19 protein-coding genes and 1 pseudogene are annotated in these 19,393 nt (G+C 70.3%); 8 read left to right on the top strand and 12 right to left on the bottom strand.

Annotated features, from left to right (window positions below; all coding sequences use genetic code 11):
- Nucleotides 1-208 precede the first annotated feature (208 nt).
- The gene (locus TN53_RS27120) at nucleotides 209-703 is read left to right on the top strand and encodes a MarR family winged helix-turn-helix transcriptional regulator (RefSeq protein ID WP_046261296.1); all 495 of its coding nucleotides are present in this window, start codon (nucleotides 209-211) and stop codon (nucleotides 701-703) included.
- A 78-nt stretch (nucleotides 704-781) separates the two neighbouring features.
- Here TN53_RS27120 and TN53_RS27125 read toward each other — a convergent pair whose 3' ends face one another.
- Complete coding sequence (locus TN53_RS27125) at nucleotides 782-1,570, bottom strand: protein phosphatase 2C domain-containing protein (protein WP_046261297.1); 789 nt, start codon at nucleotides 1,568-1,570, stop codon at nucleotides 782-784.
- Nucleotides 1,571-1,939: 369 nt separating this feature from the next.
- On the opposite strand from TN53_RS27125, the gene TN53_RS27130 reads away from it, so the two are divergent.
- From TN53_RS27130 to TN53_RS27150, 5 genes are read left to right on the top strand one after another with little or no spacing between them, the layout of a single operon-like run.
- Complete coding sequence (locus TN53_RS27130) at nucleotides 1,940-4,603, top strand: nitrate- and nitrite sensing domain-containing protein (protein ID WP_234441719.1); 2,664 nt, start codon at nucleotides 1,940-1,942, stop codon at nucleotides 4,601-4,603.
- Nucleotides 4,600-5,100 (top strand): roadblock/LC7 domain-containing protein, encoded by a 501-nt coding sequence (locus TN53_RS27135; RefSeq protein ID WP_046261298.1) that lies wholly within the window; start codon nucleotides 4,600-4,602, stop codon nucleotides 5,098-5,100. Before TN53_RS27130 ends, TN53_RS27135 begins: the two co-directional genes overlap by 4 nt.
- Nucleotides 5,097-5,504, top strand: coding sequence for a DUF742 domain-containing protein (locus tag TN53_RS27140; RefSeq protein WP_046261299.1), 408 nt, complete (start codon nucleotides 5,097-5,099; stop codon nucleotides 5,502-5,504). Before TN53_RS27135 ends, TN53_RS27140 begins: the two co-directional genes overlap by 4 nt.
- A complete protein-coding gene (locus tag TN53_RS27145; RefSeq protein ID WP_046261300.1) occupies nucleotides 5,485-6,129 on the top strand; it encodes a GTP-binding protein in 645 nt (214 codons plus the stop codon). The genes TN53_RS27140 and TN53_RS27145 overlap by 20 nt, the downstream gene beginning before the upstream one ends.
- A 25-nt stretch (nucleotides 6,130-6,154) precedes the next feature.
- Nucleotides 6,155-7,402, top strand: coding sequence for a styrene monooxygenase/indole monooxygenase family protein (locus TN53_RS27150; protein WP_046261301.1), 1,248 nt, complete (start codon nucleotides 6,155-6,157; stop codon nucleotides 7,400-7,402).
- Here the strand turns inward: TN53_RS27150 and TN53_RS27155 are convergent.
- From TN53_RS27155 to TN53_RS27170, 4 genes are all read right to left on the bottom strand, one after another.
- A complete protein-coding gene (locus TN53_RS27155; RefSeq protein ID WP_046261302.1) occupies nucleotides 7,381-8,430 on the bottom strand; it encodes a C40 family peptidase in 1,050 nt (349 codons plus the stop codon). The genes TN53_RS27150 and TN53_RS27155 overlap by 22 nt on opposite strands.
- 103 nt (nucleotides 8,431-8,533) lie before the next feature.
- Entirely contained in the window at nucleotides 8,534-8,845 is a 312-nt protein-coding gene (locus TN53_RS27160) for a hypothetical protein (protein WP_046261303.1), read from the bottom strand.
- A gap of 10 nt (nucleotides 8,846-8,855) precedes the next feature.
- Complete coding sequence (locus tag TN53_RS27165) at nucleotides 8,856-9,503, bottom strand: TetR/AcrR family transcriptional regulator (RefSeq protein WP_046261304.1); 648 nt, start codon at nucleotides 9,501-9,503, stop codon at nucleotides 8,856-8,858.
- A gap of 157 nt (nucleotides 9,504-9,660) precedes the next feature.
- On the bottom strand, nucleotides 9,661-10,599 hold the full coding sequence (locus TN53_RS27170) for an AurF N-oxygenase family protein (protein WP_046261305.1): 939 nt from the start codon (nucleotides 10,597-10,599) through the stop codon (nucleotides 9,661-9,663).
- Nucleotides 10,600-10,688: 89 nt separating this feature from the next.
- On the opposite strand from TN53_RS27170, the gene TN53_RS27175 reads away from it, so the two are divergent.
- Together TN53_RS27175 and TN53_RS27180 are read left to right on the top strand one after the other, a co-directional pair.
- Nucleotides 10,689-11,816, top strand: a complete 1,128-nt coding sequence (locus tag TN53_RS27175) for a ferritin-like domain-containing protein (RefSeq protein ID WP_046261306.1) — start codon at nucleotides 10,689-10,691, stop codon at nucleotides 11,814-11,816.
- Nucleotides 11,813-12,711: pseudogene (locus TN53_RS27180) on the top strand (ADP-ribosylglycohydrolase family protein). The gene TN53_RS27175 and the pseudogene TN53_RS27180 overlap by 4 nt, the downstream one beginning before the upstream one ends.
- A 3-nt stretch (nucleotides 12,712-12,714) precedes the next feature.
- Here the strand turns inward: TN53_RS27180 and TN53_RS27185 are convergent.
- From TN53_RS27185 to TN53_RS27215, 7 genes are all read right to left on the bottom strand, one after another.
- Nucleotides 12,715-13,221, bottom strand: a complete 507-nt coding sequence (locus tag TN53_RS27185) for a DUF3291 domain-containing protein (RefSeq protein WP_046261307.1) — start codon at nucleotides 13,219-13,221, stop codon at nucleotides 12,715-12,717.
- A gap of 72 nt (nucleotides 13,222-13,293) precedes the next feature.
- The gene (locus TN53_RS27190; protein ID WP_046261342.1) at nucleotides 13,294-14,751 is read right to left on the bottom strand and encodes a penicillin-binding transpeptidase domain-containing protein; all 1,458 of its coding nucleotides are present in this window, start codon (nucleotides 14,749-14,751) and stop codon (nucleotides 13,294-13,296) included.
- 20 nt (nucleotides 14,752-14,771) lie between these two features.
- A complete protein-coding gene (locus TN53_RS27195; RefSeq protein WP_046261308.1) occupies nucleotides 14,772-16,133 on the bottom strand; it encodes an FtsW/RodA/SpoVE family cell cycle protein in 1,362 nt (453 codons plus the stop codon).
- Nucleotides 16,134-16,174: 41 nt separating this feature from the next.
- Nucleotides 16,175-16,627 (bottom strand): SH3 domain-containing protein, encoded by a 453-nt coding sequence (locus tag TN53_RS27200; RefSeq protein ID WP_046261309.1) that lies wholly within the window; start codon nucleotides 16,625-16,627, stop codon nucleotides 16,175-16,177.
- Nucleotides 16,628-16,802: 175 nt separating this feature from the next.
- On the bottom strand, nucleotides 16,803-18,038 hold the full coding sequence (locus TN53_RS27205) for a sensor histidine kinase (protein ID WP_046261310.1): 1,236 nt from the start codon (nucleotides 18,036-18,038) through the stop codon (nucleotides 16,803-16,805).
- Nucleotides 18,035-18,724 (bottom strand): hypothetical protein, encoded by a 690-nt coding sequence (locus tag TN53_RS27210; protein ID WP_046261311.1) that lies wholly within the window; start codon nucleotides 18,722-18,724, stop codon nucleotides 18,035-18,037. Before TN53_RS27210 ends, TN53_RS27205 begins: the two co-directional genes overlap by 4 nt.
- Before the next feature lie 100 nt (nucleotides 18,725-18,824).
- Nucleotides 18,825-19,331, bottom strand: coding sequence for a protein-tyrosine phosphatase family protein (locus TN53_RS27215; RefSeq protein ID WP_095046756.1), 507 nt, complete (start codon nucleotides 19,329-19,331; stop codon nucleotides 18,825-18,827).
- Nucleotides 19,332-19,393 lie beyond the last annotated feature (62 nt).

The following is a 19,393-nucleotide window of genomic DNA, read 5'->3' on the forward strand; positions in this document are numbered from 1 at the left end:
TGCTCGGTGGGGGAACACCCGGCCGGGGGTGTATGGCGTGGGCATGCCAGGCATCGCCTGGTCGAGAAGCTACGCACGTCGACGGACTGGTGGGAAGAGGGACCGGCGGCTGCCGTTGGTCTAGCCCTGCGAAATACTTACCGAGCTGCGGTGACGGCGCAATTTGGCGGAAACTTTCAGGACCGGGAAGACCGAGGCAGGGACTGACGTGCACGAAGACGGGAACGGCGGCGGACGCGGAGATGGCTCCGACGGGTCCAGGACTGGTCTCGACCAGCCCGAATTCCTGGCGTTGGAACGCGAGTTGACCGTGCTCCTGCGGCGCGCCCGGGCCAACCAGGGCGAGATGGCCCGCGAGGTCCACCCCGACCTGGAGTCCGCCGCGTACGGGTTGCTGGTGCGGCTCGAGGAGTCCGGTCAGCAGCGCGCCACGGAACTCGCCGCATACATCGGCGTGGGCAAGGCCACCATGTCCCGCCAGCTGCGCGCCCTGGAGACCCTCGGCCTCGTCACCCGCGCCCCGGACCCCGCGGACGGCCGCGCCTGGCTCGTCGAACTCACGGCGGAGGGGCGGTCCCGGGTGGGGCGGGTACGCAACGCGCGCCGGGCGCGGTACGCGGGACGGCTGGCGGACTGGAACCCCCGCGAGGTGGCCGAACTCGCACGGCTTCTGCATGAGCTGAACCGGGGTACGGAGCGCTGACCTGGCCGGCGATCGGTGGCCAGGCCAGCGGGCTCGGCATCTGCGGGGCGGCCACCGCTCTCGCCGCGTACGGCCGCCTCACAACTCCGCGTACACCACCGTCGCATCGTCATGCGTCTTGCTCCGCCCCAGATACACCCGCCCCTCCGCATCCGCGCCCTCCAGCTCCCGCACCCGCGCCACCAGCGCGCCCGCCCCCTCCTTTCGTACGAAGGTGAAGCAGTCCGCCCAGTCCCCCTCGCGGAACTTCTCCACCCACCGCGTCGCCCCGTCCGTCAACGCGGCCAGAGAACGCACCGAGGACCGAGGCAGCACCCCCGTCACCGCCCGTCCCGCCACCGACGGATCGGCCGCGGCGGTGAAGAAGCCGCCCTCCATGTTGCGGAGGGTCGAGTCGATGAGGGCGTCCGTGGCCAGGGAGGAGCGGGGGAGGCGGGAGAGACGGTCGTCGAGGACGGCTGTCACCGTGCCGTCCTCCGACTCCAGCAGCAGGGCCGAGTCCGAGAGGACCAGGTACTCCACCGTCCGCGCCGACCAGCGTGCGACAACCACCGTGGCCTGTGGTGTGCGTGGGTGAGAAAGGTCACAGGTGTGACCGTGTGACTCGGAGGTACGGGAGATGGCGAGGCTCAATGCCTCGGCCAGCGGAACATCGGGGAGGGAAACGGTCAGTTCGGTCAGTGCGCCACCCAGTCGTGCCGTGAACCAGGGGACGGAATGCAGACACCCCGTCTCGCCCGTCGGCGGCGTGACGCCGTCCAGGATCACGAGCGCCCCGCCCTGTCCGGAGGCCGGAAGGGCGACGCTCGCGAAGTCCTCGTTGGGGCGGGTCCGGTCGCCGGGCTCCGAGATAAGTTCCGTACGCATTCGGCCAGTCTGCACGAGCCCTTCACGGTGTTCACAAAAGGCTGGCAATGGTCGCCGGACGGGCGCAGTCGCGCAGGTCAGGCGCCTGTTTTGGGAGGGAATGGTTCGCTCCGGGAAGGCGTGGTGGCGGATAATGCCATCGGTCGGCGGCGACGTCCAACCGGCCCGCCGATCAAGGTCGCTGACCATGCCACCGGAACTTGCTCGCCAACTCCCGTCCGGGGTTCACTCCTTCGGGTGGCGGGTCGGGTGATGCGCGCCCGCTGCCCAGCGGCACTGGGAGGGTCGGGAAACGTACCCGGTGTGTGACTCCAGTTGACGGAGCGTCACCCGGGCCCATGGGTACACGAGTCAGGAATGCGAGCACCGGTGCAGAAGACGCGGCCTCGTCGTACGAGCAAGCAGACGGCCCCCGCCGATCCCACCACCGCCGACGGTTCCCCCGTCGGCAAGGGCCGCCCCACCCACGTACGCAACCGGCTGATCGTCGCCGCGGCCGTCGTGGCCGCCGCCATCGCCGGAGCCGGCACCCCCTCGATCCTCGCCGGCTCGGGTGAACTGAGCGACTCCCAGGACCTGGTGACGCTCGCCGAGCAGACCCAGGACGCCCTGATCCTCGCGCACTCCCTCGCCGACGAGCGGGACGAGGTCACGTCGTACGTCGCCGCCGGACGCGCCAAGTCCAAGGCGCCCTCCGAGCAGCGCGGCGCCCGCGTCGACCGGCAGGTCGAGGAGTTGCGCGCCGACACCGACACCCCCGCCGACCTCCGTACGGATCTCGAGGGCATCGCCGCCCTGCGCCGCGCCTCGCTCACCGGCAGGAGCACCGCCCTCGAGGTGCACCGGACCTACTCCGCGGCCATCAACGAGCTGCACCGTCTCGCCGAGCACCTGGCCGAGCAGATGCCGCCCCGCGCGGGCTCCGGCGCCTACGCGCTCGCCGAGCTCGACTCCGCCGTACAACAGGCGGCCGCCACCCGCGGCCTGCTCCTCGCGGCGCTCAACGTGCCCCGCACCACCCAGACGGTCACCGACCCGATCACCGGCATCGCCTCCACCGTCGTCACCTCCTCGGCCGCCGACACCAAGCAGCGCGACGCCCTCAGCGCCGCCGCCCAGCAGGCCAGGCTGCGCTCCGACGCCGCGCTCGCCGACTTCCACGACACGGCTCCCGAGGCAGCGAAGAACAGCTACCAGTCCACGGTCACAGGCCCCGAGGTCAACTCCGCCGAGAAGTACCTGGCCGGCCTCACCGACCAGGCCACGCTCTCCGACGGCGAACTCGACACCAGCACCAAGAAGGCCGACGCCGCCCTCTCCGCCCGCGTGGACCTCATGCGCGGTGTGGAGTCCGCCCTCTACAACCAGCGCACCAAGGACCTCGCCCAGCTCCGCGACGACGACGTCACCGCGCTGGAGCTGCGCGTCGCGATCCTCGGCGCCCTCATGCTGCTCGCCGTCGGCATCGCCACCGCCATGGCCCGCACCCTGACCCGCCCCCTCGCCGTCCTGCGCCTGGGATCCGCCCGCCTGGCGCAGTCCGAGGAGCCGACCGCCGAGGAGCCGGTCAAGTTCACCGGCCGCAACGACGAGTTCGCCCAGGTCGTCCGCTCCGTCAACGCCCTGCACGCGCACGCCGCCGCCGTCCAGGAGCGCGTCGCCACCCTGGAGTCCGACCGCAAGCACCTCGTCGGCCAGCGTCAGAAGATGGCCGACGCCCGCGAGGAGCTGCGCACTGAACTCGCCGAGTCCGCCGCCCGGTTGACGCGTCTTCGCGAGAGCATCGGCGGCACCTTCGTCAACCTGGCCCTGCGCACCCTCGGCCTGGTGGAACGCCAACTCGCCGTCATCGAGGGCCTGGAGGAGCGCGAACAGGACCCCGACCGTCTCGCCACGCTCTTCAAGCTCGACCACTTCGCCACGGTCATGCGCCGCCACAGCGAGAACCTCCTCGTCCTCGCCGGCACGGAACACGTCCAGCAGCACGCCGGTCCGGTCCCGCTGGTGGATGTCGTACGGGCGGCGGTGAGCGAGATCGAGCGCTACGAGCGGGTCCGTATCGCGGCCCTGCCCCCGCACGCGCATGTCGCGGGCTTCGCGGCCGACGACCTGTCCCACCTCCTGGCCGAACTGATGGAGAACGCCACGTCGTCCTCCCCGCCGGACATGCCCGTCGAGGTCTCCGGCTGGCTGCTGGAGAGCGGCGAGGTCATGCTCTCCGTCCAGGACGAGGGCATCGGCGTGACCGACGAGCGGCTGACCCGCCTCAACTCCCGCCTCGCCGACTTCGACCCGGACTCCCCGTACGACCAGGAGGGCGAGGAGGGCCTCGGCCTCGGTCTGTACGTCGTCGCCCGCCTCGCCCACCGCCACGGTGTCCGCGTTCAGCTCCGCGAGCAGAAGCAGGGCGGCATCGCCGCCGTGGTCGTCCTCCCGAAGGGCCTGCTGGCACCGGAACCGTCCGCCGCGGTCCCCTCCACCGCCCCGCTGTCCGGCACCACCCACACCTTCTCCCTCCCGGGCGCCGACGCGGAGGCCAACTCCAACGTCCTGCCCACCCGTTCGGGCACCGGCGACGTGCTGGTGGCCCTGGCGGAGAAGGCGGTACGGACGTCGGAGCGGGCAGGGGAGGAGAGCCCTGCCGAGACGACGATGGAGCTGCTGGTACCGATTCCGGCGGAGCCCGAGGCAACCCCTGAACCCGTGGCCGCCGACGGTGAGGAACCCCCACAGGGGCCACCCGCATCCGACGACGAGACCGAACACGAGCGCACCCCGGACGAGGACCAGCTCACCGCGAAGGGCCTCCCCAAGCGCACACCCAAGATCACCGCGCCCGCGACCACACCGCGCCCGCGAAACAGTTCCGTGGACGCCGAAGCCCTCCGCCGGAGGCTCGGCGGCTTCCGCCGGGGGGCGGAGGCCGGCTACCGCGACGTGGAAGCAGAGATCGCCGAACAGACGGGTCAGACGAGGACACCCGCACACAGCGAAGAATCCACGGGGGGAACTCCCGAGGAGGCAAGCAGTTGACCGCGCCCAGTACCTTCGGACTGAGCAGTGAAGCCCGCAACCTGCACTGGCTGCTGACGAACCTGGTCGAGGAGGTGCCGGGCATCCAGTCAGTAGCGGTGGTCTCATCGGACGGCCTGCTCCTGCTCTCCTCCGACCCCGGAACCAACGACGAGGCCCGTCAGACCCGCACCACCCCGAAGGGCCCACGAGGCTCCTCCGCCGACCTCGCGACCATCGTGTCCGGCATCGGCAGCCTCACCATCGGCGCCGCCAAGCTCATGGAGTCGGGCGGGGTGAAGCACACCATGGTCGCGATGGACGAGGGCAGTCTGTTCGTGATGTCGATCAGCGACGGCTCGCTGCTCGGTGTGCACGGCTCCGCGGACAGTGACATGAGCGTCGTGGCGTACCACATGGCCTTGTTCGTCGGCCGTGCCGGGCATGTGCTGACCCCCGAACTCCGCAGCGAGCTACGGCAGTCGCTGGAGTCCGAGACCACGGGGGGCGCGCGATGACCGGCCATCCGAACCTCCCCGTCCGCGGCGGCGACCGCAAGCCCGCCCGTGTCCGCCCGTACTCGCTCACCGGCGGCCGCACCCGATTCGGCCACGTCCTCCTCGTGGAGACGTTCGTCGCGGCACTGGAAGCCCCCGAGGAACGCAAGGAACTGACGAAAGGTTCACTCAACTCCCGCGTCATGCCGGAGATGCGGGCCATCGTCGAACTCTGCCGCCGTATGCGCACGGTGGCCGAGATCGCCGCGCTGCTGAAGATGCCGCTCGGCGTGGTCCGCGTGCTCCTGAGCGACCTCGCGGACCAGGGAAAGATCCGTGTGTACGGCACCGGCACCGGTCACGGCACCGGCCGCCCGGACCGCGCTCTGCTCGAAAGGGTGCTGAGTGGACTCCGTCGTCTCTGACGCCGCTCGTGGCGTCGCCCCACTCGTCGACGTCGAAAGCGACGACAACCTCAGGTCCTGGCAGACGGACCGCGCCCGGGCCCCGATCGCGACGAAGATAGTCGTGGCCGGCGGCTTCGGCGTCGGCAAGACCACGCTCGTCACCGCCGTCTCGGAGATCACGCCCCTGCAGACCGAGGCGCTGATGACCGAGGCGAGCGAGGAGACCGACGACCTCACCGCCACGCCCGGCAAGCTCACCACCACCGTGGCCATGGACTTCGGCCGCCTCACGCTCGACGACGACCTGGTGCTCTATCTGTTCGGCACGCCGGGCCAGCAGCGGTTCTGGTTCATGTGGGACGACCTGGTGCGCGGCGCGATCGGCGCGGTCGTCCTGGCCGACACCCGCCGTCTGAAGGACTGCTTCCCGGCGCTCGACTACTTCGAGAGCTGCGGGCTGCCGTACGTCGTCGCGGTCAACCACTTCGACGAAAGCGAGCTGTTCGAACCGGAGGACGTGCGGGAGGCGTTGACGATCCCCGCGCACATCCCTGTAATGATCACGGATGCGCGCCGCAGGATCTCGGTGATCGAGAGCCTCCTGGCCCTCGTCCGCCACGCGCTGGACGAAACACCTGAGTAGTCGCGACCTAGGAGCCACCACCCGTATGCGGAAGATACTCGTCGTAGGAGCCGGCCAGTCCGGTCTCCAGCTCGCCCTCGGACTCCAGTCGCACGGGTACGAGGTCACCCTGATGTCGAACCGGACGGCGGACGAGATCCGCTCCGGCCGGGTCATGTCGACGCAGTGCATGTTCCACACGGCACTGCAGCACGAGCGCGATCTCCAGCTGAACTTCTGGGAGTCCCAGGCCCCGAAGATCGAAGGACTCGGCGTCTCGGTCGCGGCCCCCGGCTCGTGGGCCGAGGGCCCCGCGGCCCGTGCGATCGACTGGGTGGGCAAGCTCGACGGGTACGCGCAGTCGGTCGACCAGCGCGTGAAGATGGCCGGCTGGATGGAGACGTTCGCCCAGCGTGGCGGACAGCTCGTCATCCACGGCACGGCGGTCTCCGACCTCGACTACTTCTCCCGTACGTACGACCTGGTGCTGGTGTCGGCGGGCAAGGGCGAGCTGGTGTCGATGTTCGGCCGGGACGCCTCCCGTTCGCCTTACACCGAGCCGCAGCGCGCGCTGGCCGTGTCGTACGTCCACGGCCTGGGCCCCCGGCCCGAGCACCCGGAGTACGACGCGGTCCGCTGCAACCTGGTCCCCGGCGTCGGCGAGCTCTTCATCATGCCGACCCTCACGACCTCCGGCCGCGCGGACATCCTGTTCTGGGAGGGCATACCCGGCGGCCCGCTCGACGTCTTCAACGGCGTCAAGGACCCCGCGGAACACCTCTCCCTGACCCTGGAACTCATGGAGACGTTCACGCCGTGGGAGTACGCGCGGGCCACGAAGGTCGAACTGACCGACGCCGGCGGCACGTTGGCGGGCCGGTACGCGCCCACCGTCCGTAACCCCATCGGCCGTCTTCCCGGTGGCGGCCTCGTCCTCGGTGTCGCCGACGTGGTCGTCGCGAACGACCCGATCACCGGCCAGGGCTCCAACTCCGCCGCCAAGTGCGCCGCTTCGTACCTCGCGTCGATCCTGGAGCGCGGGGAGAAGGAGTTCGACGAGGAGTGGATGCGGGGGACGTTCGACCGCTACTGGGACACGGCCCAGCACGTCACCAAGTGGACGAACGCGATGCTGGCCCCGCCGCCGGAGCACATCCTGAACCTCATCGGTGCGGCAGGGCAGTTGCAGCCCGCCGCCGACCGGTTCGCCAACGCCTTCGACGACCCGGCCGACTTCGAGAACTTCTTCTACGAGCCCGACAAGACCGCGGCCTACCTCGCCTCGCTGTCCTGATCAGGGCGTACGGCTCCGAGGATCGGGTTCGACGCGATCGGCGACACCTTGACCTTCTCGCCGGTCCTCGGAGCCTGGACGATCTCGCCCTTGCCCAGGTACATCGCCACGTGCGTGGCGTCGGCGAAGTAGATCACCAGGTCGCCGGGGCGCAGTTCCTTCAGAGGGATACGAGGGAGCCGCGCCCACTGCTCCTCGCTGGTCCGGGGGATGGGCGTCCCCGCATGACCCCACGCCTGTGAGGTCAGACCTGAGCAGTCGTACTCCTTCGGCCCCTCCGCACCCCACTTGTACGGCTTCCCCAGCTGGTCCATGGCGTAGCGCACCGCCTTGTCGCCCCGGTCCGACGGCTTGCGGTCCTTGTCGCTCAGGGCACCCGACGCGATGAGGTCGTCCTGGGCCTCGGTGATCTCGTCCTCCTCGAACCTGGCGAGCTCCCGCAACTGCTCCTCGCTCAAGGAGGAGAGCAGCTCCTCGACGTCGCGCAGCTTCTTCCGTACGCCGTCCCGGTCCCTCTTCTGGCGTGCGGCCAGCGTGAGTTGGGCGTCCAACGCCTTGCGGGCCTCGCGCGCCACGCCGTCGGCCTTCTTCTCGCTGCCGGTCAGGCGGCCGACCGTCTCGGCGCGTTCCCGGGCCAACTGGCCGATGACATGGCCCTGGTCGAGGGCGTGCTGGGGGTCGCGGGCCAGGAGCAGCCGGACGTACGGGGAGATGTTGGTGCTGTTCTGGTACTGCTGGCGGGCCAGGCGGCCGGCCGCGCCCCGGCTGTCGTGGAGCGAGAGCCGGGCCCGCGACAGCGCGGTGTCCAGGCGGAGCACCTGCGCCTTCTGCTTCTTCAGCTTCTCCTCGGTCGCGTTGTACGTCTCCGTGGCCTGCTCCGCCTCCCGGTACAGGCGCTGAAGGTCCGTCAGCAGTTCGGCGACGGTGCGCTCACCGGGTTCCGGTACGGCGTTCGCGGGCACGGGCGCCAGGGCTGTACCGGCCGCGATCGCCGCCGTACACGCCAGGCGCAGAAGCCTTCCTGACACGTCATCACCTCCGGTGCGGGACAGCCACTCTGTTCCGCACGGCGAGCATGGGACGGGTCGGGAGGGCGCGCGCGTCGAGCGTGCGCGGTTCGGCCCAATCACGTCACCCGTCGGTGTCCTCCCGCTTGCCGCCCGGCGTGGCGTCGGGCTTGGTGGCGGGTTTCGACCATGGCCAGCGCGGACGGGAGGGCGTGCCCTCGGGCTCGTACTCGTACTTCCACCCCTGCTGGAGGCCGAGCCGTTTGCTCTGGCCCCGTGGGACGCGGCGGTAGACCAGCACGGTGGGCGGGCCGCCGGCGGCGTCCGGGACCGGGATGCGGTACTGCTTGGGCGGGTGGCCGGTGGGGCCCAGGAGGACGGGCAGTACGCGGCCGTCCATCGGTCCGCCCTCGAAGGGGGTGTCTTCGCTCTTCACGGGACCAGTCTCAGATAGGCGACGTGAGGTTCTGCGCCAGCGTCGCCGTCTGCGGGTCGCGGGCGGCGGTGACGGTGAGTACGGCGACGAACTGCTCGACCAGCCAGTCGCGGAGCTCGTCGACGGGGGGTTGCTTGCCCTCGTCGAGCCAGATCAGGGACGCCGCCTCCACGGCGGTGATCCACATGCGTACGGTCATGCGGAGCCTCAGGCCGGGTTCGCTGACCCCGAGATGGCTGAGGATGTGCTCGGCCGCGGCTCGGCGTACGCCGTCCACGATGGCGGTGGTGCGGGACGTCTCGACCACGCTGCCGCCCTGGAGCAGGGCGCTGAACCCGGTGTCGTGCTGGTCGACGAAGGCGAGGTAGCGGTCGAGGGCACGGGAGAGACGGATGAGGAGCGGGCCCTCGCGGGGCTCGTCGAAGCACTGCTGGAGTTCATCGGCGGCGGATCTGAGGGCGGCCTCGTACAGCTGCTGTTTGCCGCCGGGGAAGTACCGGTACACCAGGGGCCGCGAGACTCCGGCCGCCTCCGCCACGTCGTCGAGAGACACGTCCTCGGGTGCGCGGTGCGCGAAGAGGCCGAGGGCGGACTGGAGAAGCTGGGTGCGGCGCTCCTCGACACTCAGACGGCGATAGGCGGGCGCGGCAGGGGTCATGCCTCGAAGGGTAGTCGGCCGTCCGCGGGTCCGTTGTGGCTGGTCGCGCAGTTCCCCGAGCCCCTGAAGGTCGGGACAGCCAGGCACGTCCTCGACTGCACCCACCCAGGGGCGCGGGGAACTGCGCGACCAGCCCCCACCGGCCCGCACCCGACCATCAGGCCAGCAGCCCCGAAGACCTCCACAGCCGTCGCCCGACACCCCGCAGCACCCCGATGTCGTCCAGGAAGTCCGTCAGCTTCTTCGAGCCCGTCTGCATGACCTCCCGACGGTGGCCACTGGCCTTCACCTGAGCCATCGCCTCCCGGCTGTCCAGTCCCACATTCGTGTAGACCTCCGGATTCACGAACGCCACCGAGAACACCCGAGCGAACTCCCCGGACGTCACCCGAGTGAACTCCTGCGACCACCGGGGCGCCGTCATCATCTGGCGGCGCAGCTCCTCACGGGCGTAGCGCACATGGCGGGCCTCCTCCACGACGTGGATGCGGGTCACGCCCCGGATCAACGGCTGCACCCGCTCGTCCGGGAACGTCAGCCGCTGCATCCAGTCGAGGACCTCCTCGCCGAGCAGGGTGGCCGTGAAGGAGCCGGGGGTGGTGGAGACGGTCTTGAAGAGGCGGCCCAGGTTCTGGTGGGCCCGGCTGACCGGGTACCAGGGAGTGCCGCCGCGCGAGATCAGGCGGGCGAACATCTTCGAGTGCCGGCACTCGTCCTCGATCTCGGTCAACGCGTAGCGCACGTGCGCACTCGTCGCCGCCTTGTCGTAGATGTGCCGGACGAGCAGCTGCATCAGGATGATCTCGAACCAGATGCCCAGCGAGGCCAGCGCCGCCGCCTCGTGGCGCGAGAGCAGGATCCGCTGCTCCTCGCTCATCCGCTGCCACATCGGGGTGTCGTAGAGGGAGACCAGTTCCGGGGGCCAGAACCACTTGCCCTCCTCGAAGGGCGCCTCCCAGTCCAGTTCCTTGTCCGGGTCGAAGGAGTGCTTCGCGGAGGAGTCGAGGAGTCGCTGGGCCACCTGCTCCCGGTCCTTGAGCAGGCCGAGCGCATCACGCAGCCCCGCGAGCGCGTCGGCGTCCGTCAACGTCGTCATGCCCTTATGAGACTGCTTGTCAGCAAGCTCGTCAATCCCTCGCGTGCGACTTGTTGACCCCGCGTCTACCGCGTGTGAGCCTGCGGGACATGCCGACTTTCGACCTGTACGCCACAGATCCGGGAGACCCCCACTGGCAGGTGCCGGCGACCGGCGCGGCGCGCTTCAGCTGGGAGGCCATGTTTGTTGGCCAAAAGAACGGCTCTGGGCGGGACCGTCTGCTGGCCCTCTACCAGAAGGGCAAGGACAAGCAGTGGGACGGGCAGAAGCGCATCGACTGGGCGGTGGAGGTCGATCCCAACGACCCGCTCGGCACGCCCGACGAGTCCATGTCCCTGTACGGCACCAAGCACTGGGCGAAGCTGACGGAGAAGGACAAGGGGGAGCTGCGGCAGCACTACGCCTCCTGGCAGTTCAGCCAGTTCCTGCACGGTGAGCAGGGCGCGATGGTCTGCGCGGCGCGGATCGTCGAGTCCGTGCCCGATCTCGACGCCAAGCTCTACTCCGCGACCCAGGTGATGGACGAGGCCCGGCACGCGGAGATCTACGGCCGGTTCCTGCACGAGAAGATCGGGATGCTCTACCCGATCAACGACAACCTCCAGTCCCTGCTCGGCGACACACTGCGGGACAGCCGGTGGGACATGCCCTATCTGGGGATGCAGGTCCTCATCGAGGGGCTTGCCCTCGCCGCCTTCGGGATGATCCGCGACACGACCGACAAGCCGCTGCCCAAGCAGATCCTCGCCTACGTCATGCAGGACGAGGCCCGGCACGTGGCCTTCGGGCGGATGGCGCTGCGGGACTACTACAAGCAGCTCAGCGATGCCGAACTGAAGGAGCGGGAGGAGTTCGTCATCGAGGGCTGCTATCTGATGCGGGACCGGCTGCGGGGTGTCGAGGTCCTGGAGAACTTCGGGATCCCGACCGCCGAGGCCGAGGAGTACAGCGAGCGGTCCGAATTCCTCGCCCTGTTCCGGCAGTTGCTGTTCTCGCGCATCGTGCCGTGCGTCAAGGACATCGGACTGTGGGGCAAGCGGCTCCAGCAGGCCTATGTCGACATGGGGGTCTTCGGGATGGGGGACTCCAACCTCGATCTGCTGATGGCCCAGGACGAGGAGATCGCCGAGAAACTGGATGCGGAACGGTTCGCGGCGGAGGAGCATGATCGGGTCGCCGAAGTGCGGCAGTCGATCGAACTGGGGGCCAGTGAGTGACCATCGTCTCGGACCGTGCCGTCGCGCGGCGCAGCCTCGAGGGCCTCGCCCTCGGTGACGCGTTCGGCGAGCGCTGGTTCCCGCTCTTCCGGGAGCCCCGGCAGGCGTACAACGAGGTCCGTGACCGTCGTATGCCGCAGGAGCCCGAGTGGCACTGGACCGACGACACGGCCATGGCGCTCGGGATCTTCCGGGTGCTCGACGAGTTCGGTGAGGTACGCCGGACCGAGCTGGCCCACGCGTTCGCGCTCGGCTACGACGCGGATCCCGCCCGCGGGTACGGCCATGGCATGCACCAGTTGCTGCCCCGTCTCCTTCACGAGCCCGGCCGCTGGCCCGAGTTCGCCCGGGAGAGCTCTTCGGCGGCGAGGGCAGCCTCGGCAACGGTGCGGCGATGCGGGTGGCGCCGTTGGGCGCGTGGTTCCACACGGATCTCTCCCGGGTGGTCGAGCAGGCCACCCTGTCGGCCGAGGTCACGCACGCCCATCCGGAGGGGGTCGCGGGTGCGGTCGCCGTGGCGGTGGCGGCGGCGCTGTCGGCCGGGCACGAGCTGACGCTGGACGCGGTGGCGTCGCTGACGCCCCGGAGCGCGGTCCAGGAGGGTCTGGTCCGGGCCGCGGAGGTCCCCTTCTCCACGGAACCCTGGAAGGCCTCCGACCTCCTCGGCCACGGACAGCGCATCCGCGCCGACGACACCGTCCCCTTCGCCCTCTGGACCGCCGCCCGCCACCCCGACGACCTCGTCTCCGCCCTCTGGTCCACCGCCGAGGGTTTCGGCGACGTCGACACCACCTGCGCCATCACGGGCGGCGTCGTCGCCGCCCGCACCGGCGTGGAGGCCGTGCCGGAGGGGTGGCTGCGACGTCGGGAGGCGCTACCCGGCGGAGCCGGCTAGGGCCTAGACCCCGCAGCCCAGGTCCTCCGGCACCGCGAACGACACCGGCTCCGCGCCCTGGGCCGGGAACGACGTCCGCAGCGTGAAGGCGTACGGTGTCGGGCCGTTCGCCCGCAGGTGCAGGAGCCGGGACTCGGCCTCCGCGACCGTCGGGCGATGGCCGGCCGGGACCCACCACAGGGCCGTCATCGCCTCCGCGACCTTCTCGAACCACTCGCGGCGCCGGGCCAGCATCTCGCGGTGCTGCCCCTGGTACATGAAGGCCGTCAGGGCGTCGGTGTCCCGCCACGCCGTCAGGTTGATGATCAGCCAGTCGTCGCCGAAGACCTTGATGTCGGTCGCGTCGCCCCCCTCGGACTGCAGACGCCAGACGTAGCCGTCGGCCGCTTCCGCGGAGGCGTTGACCGGGTCGAGCGCGTCGACGAAGTCCTTCAACTCCGGTGAGTCCAACGGGAACTTGAGGCGGGAGATATTGACCTGGGCGAGTTCGTACGCGACGGCTGAAGTCATGTACCGAACGGTAGGTCGGTCCTCTGCCGGAAGTACAGACCCCGTCTCACCACGTGAACAGATGCCGCCTGCCTACGAGTTGAGCACCGCCTCCATCACGGCCCGGGCGATCGGCGCCGCGTCCCCGCCCCCGCTGATCTCCCCCCGGTCCGCCTCCGCGTCCTCCACCACCACGGCGACCGCGACCTTCGGTTCCATGTCGCGCTCGCCCTGCGCCCAGGAGATGAACCAGGCGTACGGCGTCCCGGAGTTGCCCACCCCGTGCTGCGCGGTGCCGGTCTTGCCGCCGACGGTCGCGCCGGGGATCGCGGCGTTGGTGCCGGTGCCCTCCCGCACCACGTCCCCCATCAGCTCCTTCAGACGTACGGCGGTCGACGGGTACATCGCCTGCCGTACCGTCCGGGCGCCGGACGTCGCCACGGTGGCGCCGCCCGAGCGGGTCGTACGCTCCACCAGATACGGCGGCCGCACCTGACCCCCGTTCGCGACAGCCGCCGACACCATCGCCATCTGCAGAGGCGTGGCCCGTGTGTTGTACTGCCCGATCGACGACAACGCGAGCTGCGCCTTGTCGACGGAGACGTCGAAGGTGCTCTCGGCGACGGAGAACGGGATGCCGAGCCCCTGGTCGTTGAAGCCGAACCCCGCCGCCGTGGCCGCCATGTCCGCTACCCCGACCCGCACACCCAGCTTGGCGAACACCGTGTTGCACGACCACACGAAGGCCGCGTGCAGCGAGGCGTCCTCGCAGCCTGTCGCCTCGTTCACCAGCGAGGTCGAGGTGCCCGGCAGGCGGTACGGGTCCGGCGAGTCGGTCGGCTCCTCCACGTCCGTCACCACCCCCGCGTCCAGCGCGGCCGCCGCGGTCACCACCTTGAAGGTCGAACCCGGCGGATAGGTCTGCCGGATCGCCCGGTTGAGCATCGGCTTGTCCGGGTCCTCGTTCAGCCCGGCCCAGGACCGCTCCACGGCCGCGTCGTTCCCGGACAGCACCCCGGGGTCGTACGACGGACTCGACACCAGCGCCAGGATCCGCCCGCTCGACGGCTCGACCGCCGCCACCGCGCCCTTCCGCCCCGCGAGCCCCGCGTAAGCGGCCTCCTGGGCGGCCCCGTTGATGGTGGTGACCACGTTCCCGCCGGGGCTCTGGGCGCGGGTGAAGTCGTTCCACAGCGGGAACCCCGAGAGCATCGGGTCGGTCCCGGACAGGATGCCGTCCTCGGCGTGCTCCAGGAACGTCGTACCGTAGATCTGCGAGGCGAACCCGGTGACCGGCGCGTACAACGGGCCCTTCGGATACGTCCGTTCGAAGCGCAGCCGCCCGTCGGTGTCCTGGGAGCCGGTGACCGGCTCCTTGCCGACCAGGATGTCGCCGCGCGGCTGGCCGTAACGGGCGATGGACGAACGGCGGTTGGCGGGGTTGTCGTCGTAGGACCGGGCCTCGAAGACCTGGACGCGGGTGGCGTTGACGAGCAGCGCCACGAGCAGCAGGGCACAGAAGCAGGAGGCGTGCCGGATGTAGCGGGTCATGTGCCGGGTCCTGTCCTGGGTCATGGGGCCAACTCCCCGTCGTACTGGCTGCGGGCCGAGTCGCTCACCCGGATCAGCAGCGCCACGATCGCCCAGTTGGTGACGACCGACGAGCCGCCCTGCGCCAGGAACGGCATCGCCATCCCGGTCAGCGGGATCAGCCCGGTCACCCCGCCCGCGATGACGAACACCTGCAGCGCCACGATCGAGGCGAGCCCGACGGCGAGCAGCCGCCCGAAGGGGTCGCGCAACGCCAGCCCGGCCCGGATCCCGCGCTCCACCAGCAGGGCGTAGAGCAGGAAGATCGCCGACAGCCCGGCCAGGCCCAACTCCTCGCCCGCCGTGGCCAGGATGAAGTCCGACTTCGCCGCGAACCCGATGAGGATCGAGTGGCCGAGACCCAGCCCGGTGCCGAGCATGCCGCCGGCGGCGAAGGCGAACAGGGACTGCGCGAGCTGGTTGGGCCCCTGGCCCGCCTCGATCGTGGCGAACGGATGCAGCCAGTCCTCCACCCTGCTGTGCACATGCGGCTCCAGCCATCCGACGGCGACCGCGCCGAAGGAGGCCAGCAGCAGGCCCACGGCGATCCAGCCGGTGCGCCCGGTGGCGACGTAGAGGAGGACCACGAACAGTCCGAAGAACAGCAGCGAGGTCCCCAGGTCCCGCTCCAGCACCAGCACGCAGACGCTCAGCAGCCAGATCGCGACGATCGGCCCGAGCACGCGCCCGGTCGGCAGTTGGAGCCGCCACACCCGACGCCCCGCGTATGCGAGCGCGTTGCGGTTGGCGGCGAGGTAGGCCGCGAAGAAGACCGCGAGCAGCACCTTCGCGAACTCGCCCGGCTGGATGGAGAATCCGGCGATCCGGATCCAGATCCGGGCCCCGTTCACGGCGGGGAAGAAGATCGGCAGGGTGAGCAGCACGAGGGCGGCCGCCACGCAGACGTACGCATACCGCTGGAGCACGCGGTAGTCGCGCAGCAGCAGCACGGTCACGATGAACAGGGCGACGCCGACCGTGGACCACACGAGTTGGGTGGGGGCCGCCCGGTCGCCGGGCGTCTCCAGGTCGAGCCGGTAGATGAGGACCAGGCCGAGCCCGTTGAGCAGGACGCCGATGGGCAGAAGCAGCGGATCGGCGTACGGCGCCCGGTAACGCACCACGAGATGCGCGACCAGCGCCAGCACACCGAGCCCGGCGCCGTAGCCGGCGGCGCCGGGCGGGACGGTGCCGTAGGTGGCGAGGCCGACGTCGCAGTAGCCGTACACGGAGAGCAGTACGGCGACGACGATGAGGGCGAGTTCGATGCCACGGCGCCGGGGGAGGCGTACAGCGGGAGCGGGGGGATCCGCTTGAGCCACGGTGGTTCCGGCCTTGGTCATGTCCGGAACTTACCCAAATGGTGCAGGTTGTCTTCCTAGCCTCAGCACCAGCGTGGCGCGGGCCCGATGTTGTCGATGTACCGGGCGGCGCCCCAGGCCCAGGTGCCGTCCGTGAGGAGGTACCAGAGGTGGTTGCCGTCGATGTTCTGGCCACCGGTCTTGCAGAAGATCGACACGATCTCGCCCTGGTAGGCGTAGCGGATGACCTGCGAGCCGGTCGTCGGCTTGCTGCGCAGCCGCAGTGTGCTGGCCGTCACGACGCCCTTGTAGAGGCGCTGGTTGCTCTGGTGGTGCTGACCCCAGTCGTCGCGGGAGTCGCTCTGCGAGTCACCTTGGGAGCCGCTCCAGTCGTCGCGGGAGTCGCTCTGGGAGTCGCTCTGGGAGTCGCTTTGATGGCTGCCCCAGTCGTCGTCCGCGACGGCGGGGGTGACGGCGGACGCGGCGAGAAGGGCGCCGGCGACGACGGTTATGGAGAGACGGGAGCGCAGGGACATGGGGGAGACCTCCACGTATGGGGCGAAGCTGACTATTCGCCACATTAGGAGCACCGTCCGCAGGCCGCCTTCCAAACTGGGCCATAGGAGAACGCCGCCAGGGGCGCGGGGCTGTATCGATATGCGGCTCCGCCGCGTGGGCGCGACCAGCCACACACAACCGCCAGACCGCGAACTACCGCAGCACCAACGTCGCAACCGCCCCACCATCAACGGCATTCTCAAAAGCCAGCCGAGCCCCGAGCACTTCCGCCTGCCCAAGCGCAATGGTCAACCCCAGCCCATGCCCCTTCGAACCCCCCTCCGTACGGAACCGCTGCGGCCCATGCTCGACCAAATACTCCGGAAACCCGTCCCCGTGATCACGAACGATCACGACCGGCCCGTCGACGGTCAGAGACACCGGCCCCCGCCCATGCCGATGCGCATTGGCCACCAGATTCCCCAGCACCCGCTCCAGCCGCCGCCGATCCGTCTCCACGGCAACATCCCGTACGACGACGACCTCGGTGTCGGTCCCGGACGCCCGCACCACCCGCTCGGCCAGCGCCCCCAACGGTTCGGTGTCCAGCTCCACCCGCTCCCGCCCGGTGTCCAGCCGCGAGATCTCCAGCAGATCCTCCGTCAGCGTCCGTAGCGTCCCCACCCGATCCCGCACCAACTCCGTGGGCCGTCCCGGAGGCAGCAACTCCGCCGCCGCGTGCAACCCGGTCAACGGCGTCCGCAGCTCATGCGCCACGTCCGCCGTGAACCGCTGCTCGCTCAGCAGCTTGCCCTGCAGCGAGGCCGCCATGGAGTCCAGTGCCGAAGCGACCGCGGCGACCTCGTCCTGGGGCCGCGAGGGATCCCTCGTCCGGGGATCGTCGACCCGTGCGTCCAGATCGCCCGCGCTGATCCGCCGGGCCACCCGGGCCGTGGCGTGCAGCCGCCGGGTCACCCGTGTCACCGCGAACGCCCCCACCAGCAGCGTCGCCCCGATCGCCAGCACCGAGGACCACAGGATCGACCGGTCGAGGGCGGCGATGGTGCGGGCCTGCTGGCGGTAGTCGACACGGACCGCGAGGGCCCGGTTCCCGTCGGCGGGGCCGGCCGCCCACATCGCGGGGTCCCCGTCCCGGGTGGCGACCATCGTGCCGCGGTCGCCCGCCACGGCCAGGTCCCGCAGGGAGTCCGGCAGCCCCGGCGGATCGACGCCCGCGAAGGGGCCGAGGGTGTCCCCGGCCTCGTACGCCGAGGTCGCGTCCTCGAGTCGCTGCAGCGCGAGGTCGCGGGCCTGGCCGACGGTCTGGTTGGTCACCGAGACATGCACGAGGACGCCGAGCAACGCGGCGAGCGCACAGCACATCACCGTGATGAAGGCGGCGGCCTTCACGGCGAGGGTGCCGGCCCGCCGGGGGAGCGCGAGCCTCACCGTGAGCCCGCCGGCGGGGACTGGCTCTTGCCGAGGTGCAGCATCTCGTCGTGGGTCAGCAGCATGACGTGCTGCTCCGGGTCCCAGGTCCACTGGAAGCGGTACTCGTAGTCCGCGAGGTCGGACGGCGCGTGGATGATCACCGAGCGCCCGGCCAGCTCGACCCCGCTCACGGCGTCCTCGTTGGCCATGACCTGGACCAGCCGGCCGCCCTCGAAGGTGTAGACGCGCACCGCGGTCTGGTTGCCCGGCAGCAGCCGGAAGCCCAGCGTCAGGTCGGCGTGCCCGTCGCCGGTGAGGTCGCGGTAGTACGCCTTGAGCAGTGGGCACCGGCTGCCGGCCGGCTTCTTCCCGCAGTACGCCATGCGGCGGGCCGTCTCCCGGTACGGCGCCTTCGCGCCGGAGTACTCGTCGGGATGCTGGGCGATCTCCGCCTTCACGACGGCCACCGGATCCACCTTGTGGACGTCGTCGCCCGGCGCCGTGATGCCCTTCATGGCCTCGGACTCGCCGTCGTCGTAGTTCCAGGCGGGACTGGCGGCCGGGGTCAGATTCGGCCACAGCCGGGCCGGGCTGGTCGCCGTCGAGGTGGGGCCCGCGCCGTGCAGTCCGCCCGCGTCACCGCAGCCCGCGGCGGTGGCCAGCACCAGGGCTGCGGTGACGAGGGAACGGACGGGGCGTGGCACTGTGCTCCTGGCGGGACGGGCGGGCGGTGGGGTGTGACCGGCCCGTACACCTTATTCGTACGGAAGTCCTTTTTGCGCACCTGATGGGCGGGACGTGGGCCTACTCTGCCAGCTCCTCCAGCAGCCGCGCGGTCGGCAGCCCCGCCCGCAGATAGTCGACGAACAGGTCGTTGTGCAGCGCCCACGGCGAGCGGCGGGACCGGATCGTCCGGATCGCCTCCTCCGCGGAGCGTCCGCTCCGGATCAGCGCGTGTGCGATGACCAGTCCCGAGCGGTTGTAGCCGTGGTGACATCGGACGAGGACCTTGCGGCCCTCGTCCAGTGCGTCGCTCGCGGCCTGCGCGAGGCGTATCACGCCCGCGAGCTGGGTTCCGTCCAGTGGCCCGTCAGGAATCGGCCAGACATGGTGTTCCACTCCCGGGTCGGGCCCGTGCCCCGGCAGCCTCAGCAAGGTCTGGACGAGATCGAACTCGTCCTGTACGACGGCGAATTCCAGTTGCCCCGAGTGCCCCCTGAACTCGTGCCCGCCCATCCACAGGCCGGGCACTATCTCGCTCCATGGACTGTCCGGGGCCGGTACGTCGGGCTGCTTCCTGCGGGTACGCAACAACGCCTCCCCAACTCCCCCACCCAACTACTCCCAAAGGTAACCGCCTTCTTGCCCCTGGA

The organism is Streptomyces sp. WM6386 (genome assembly GCF_000972385.1).
Taxonomy (GTDB): Bacteria; Actinomycetota; Actinomycetes; order Streptomycetales; family Streptomycetaceae; genus Streptomyces.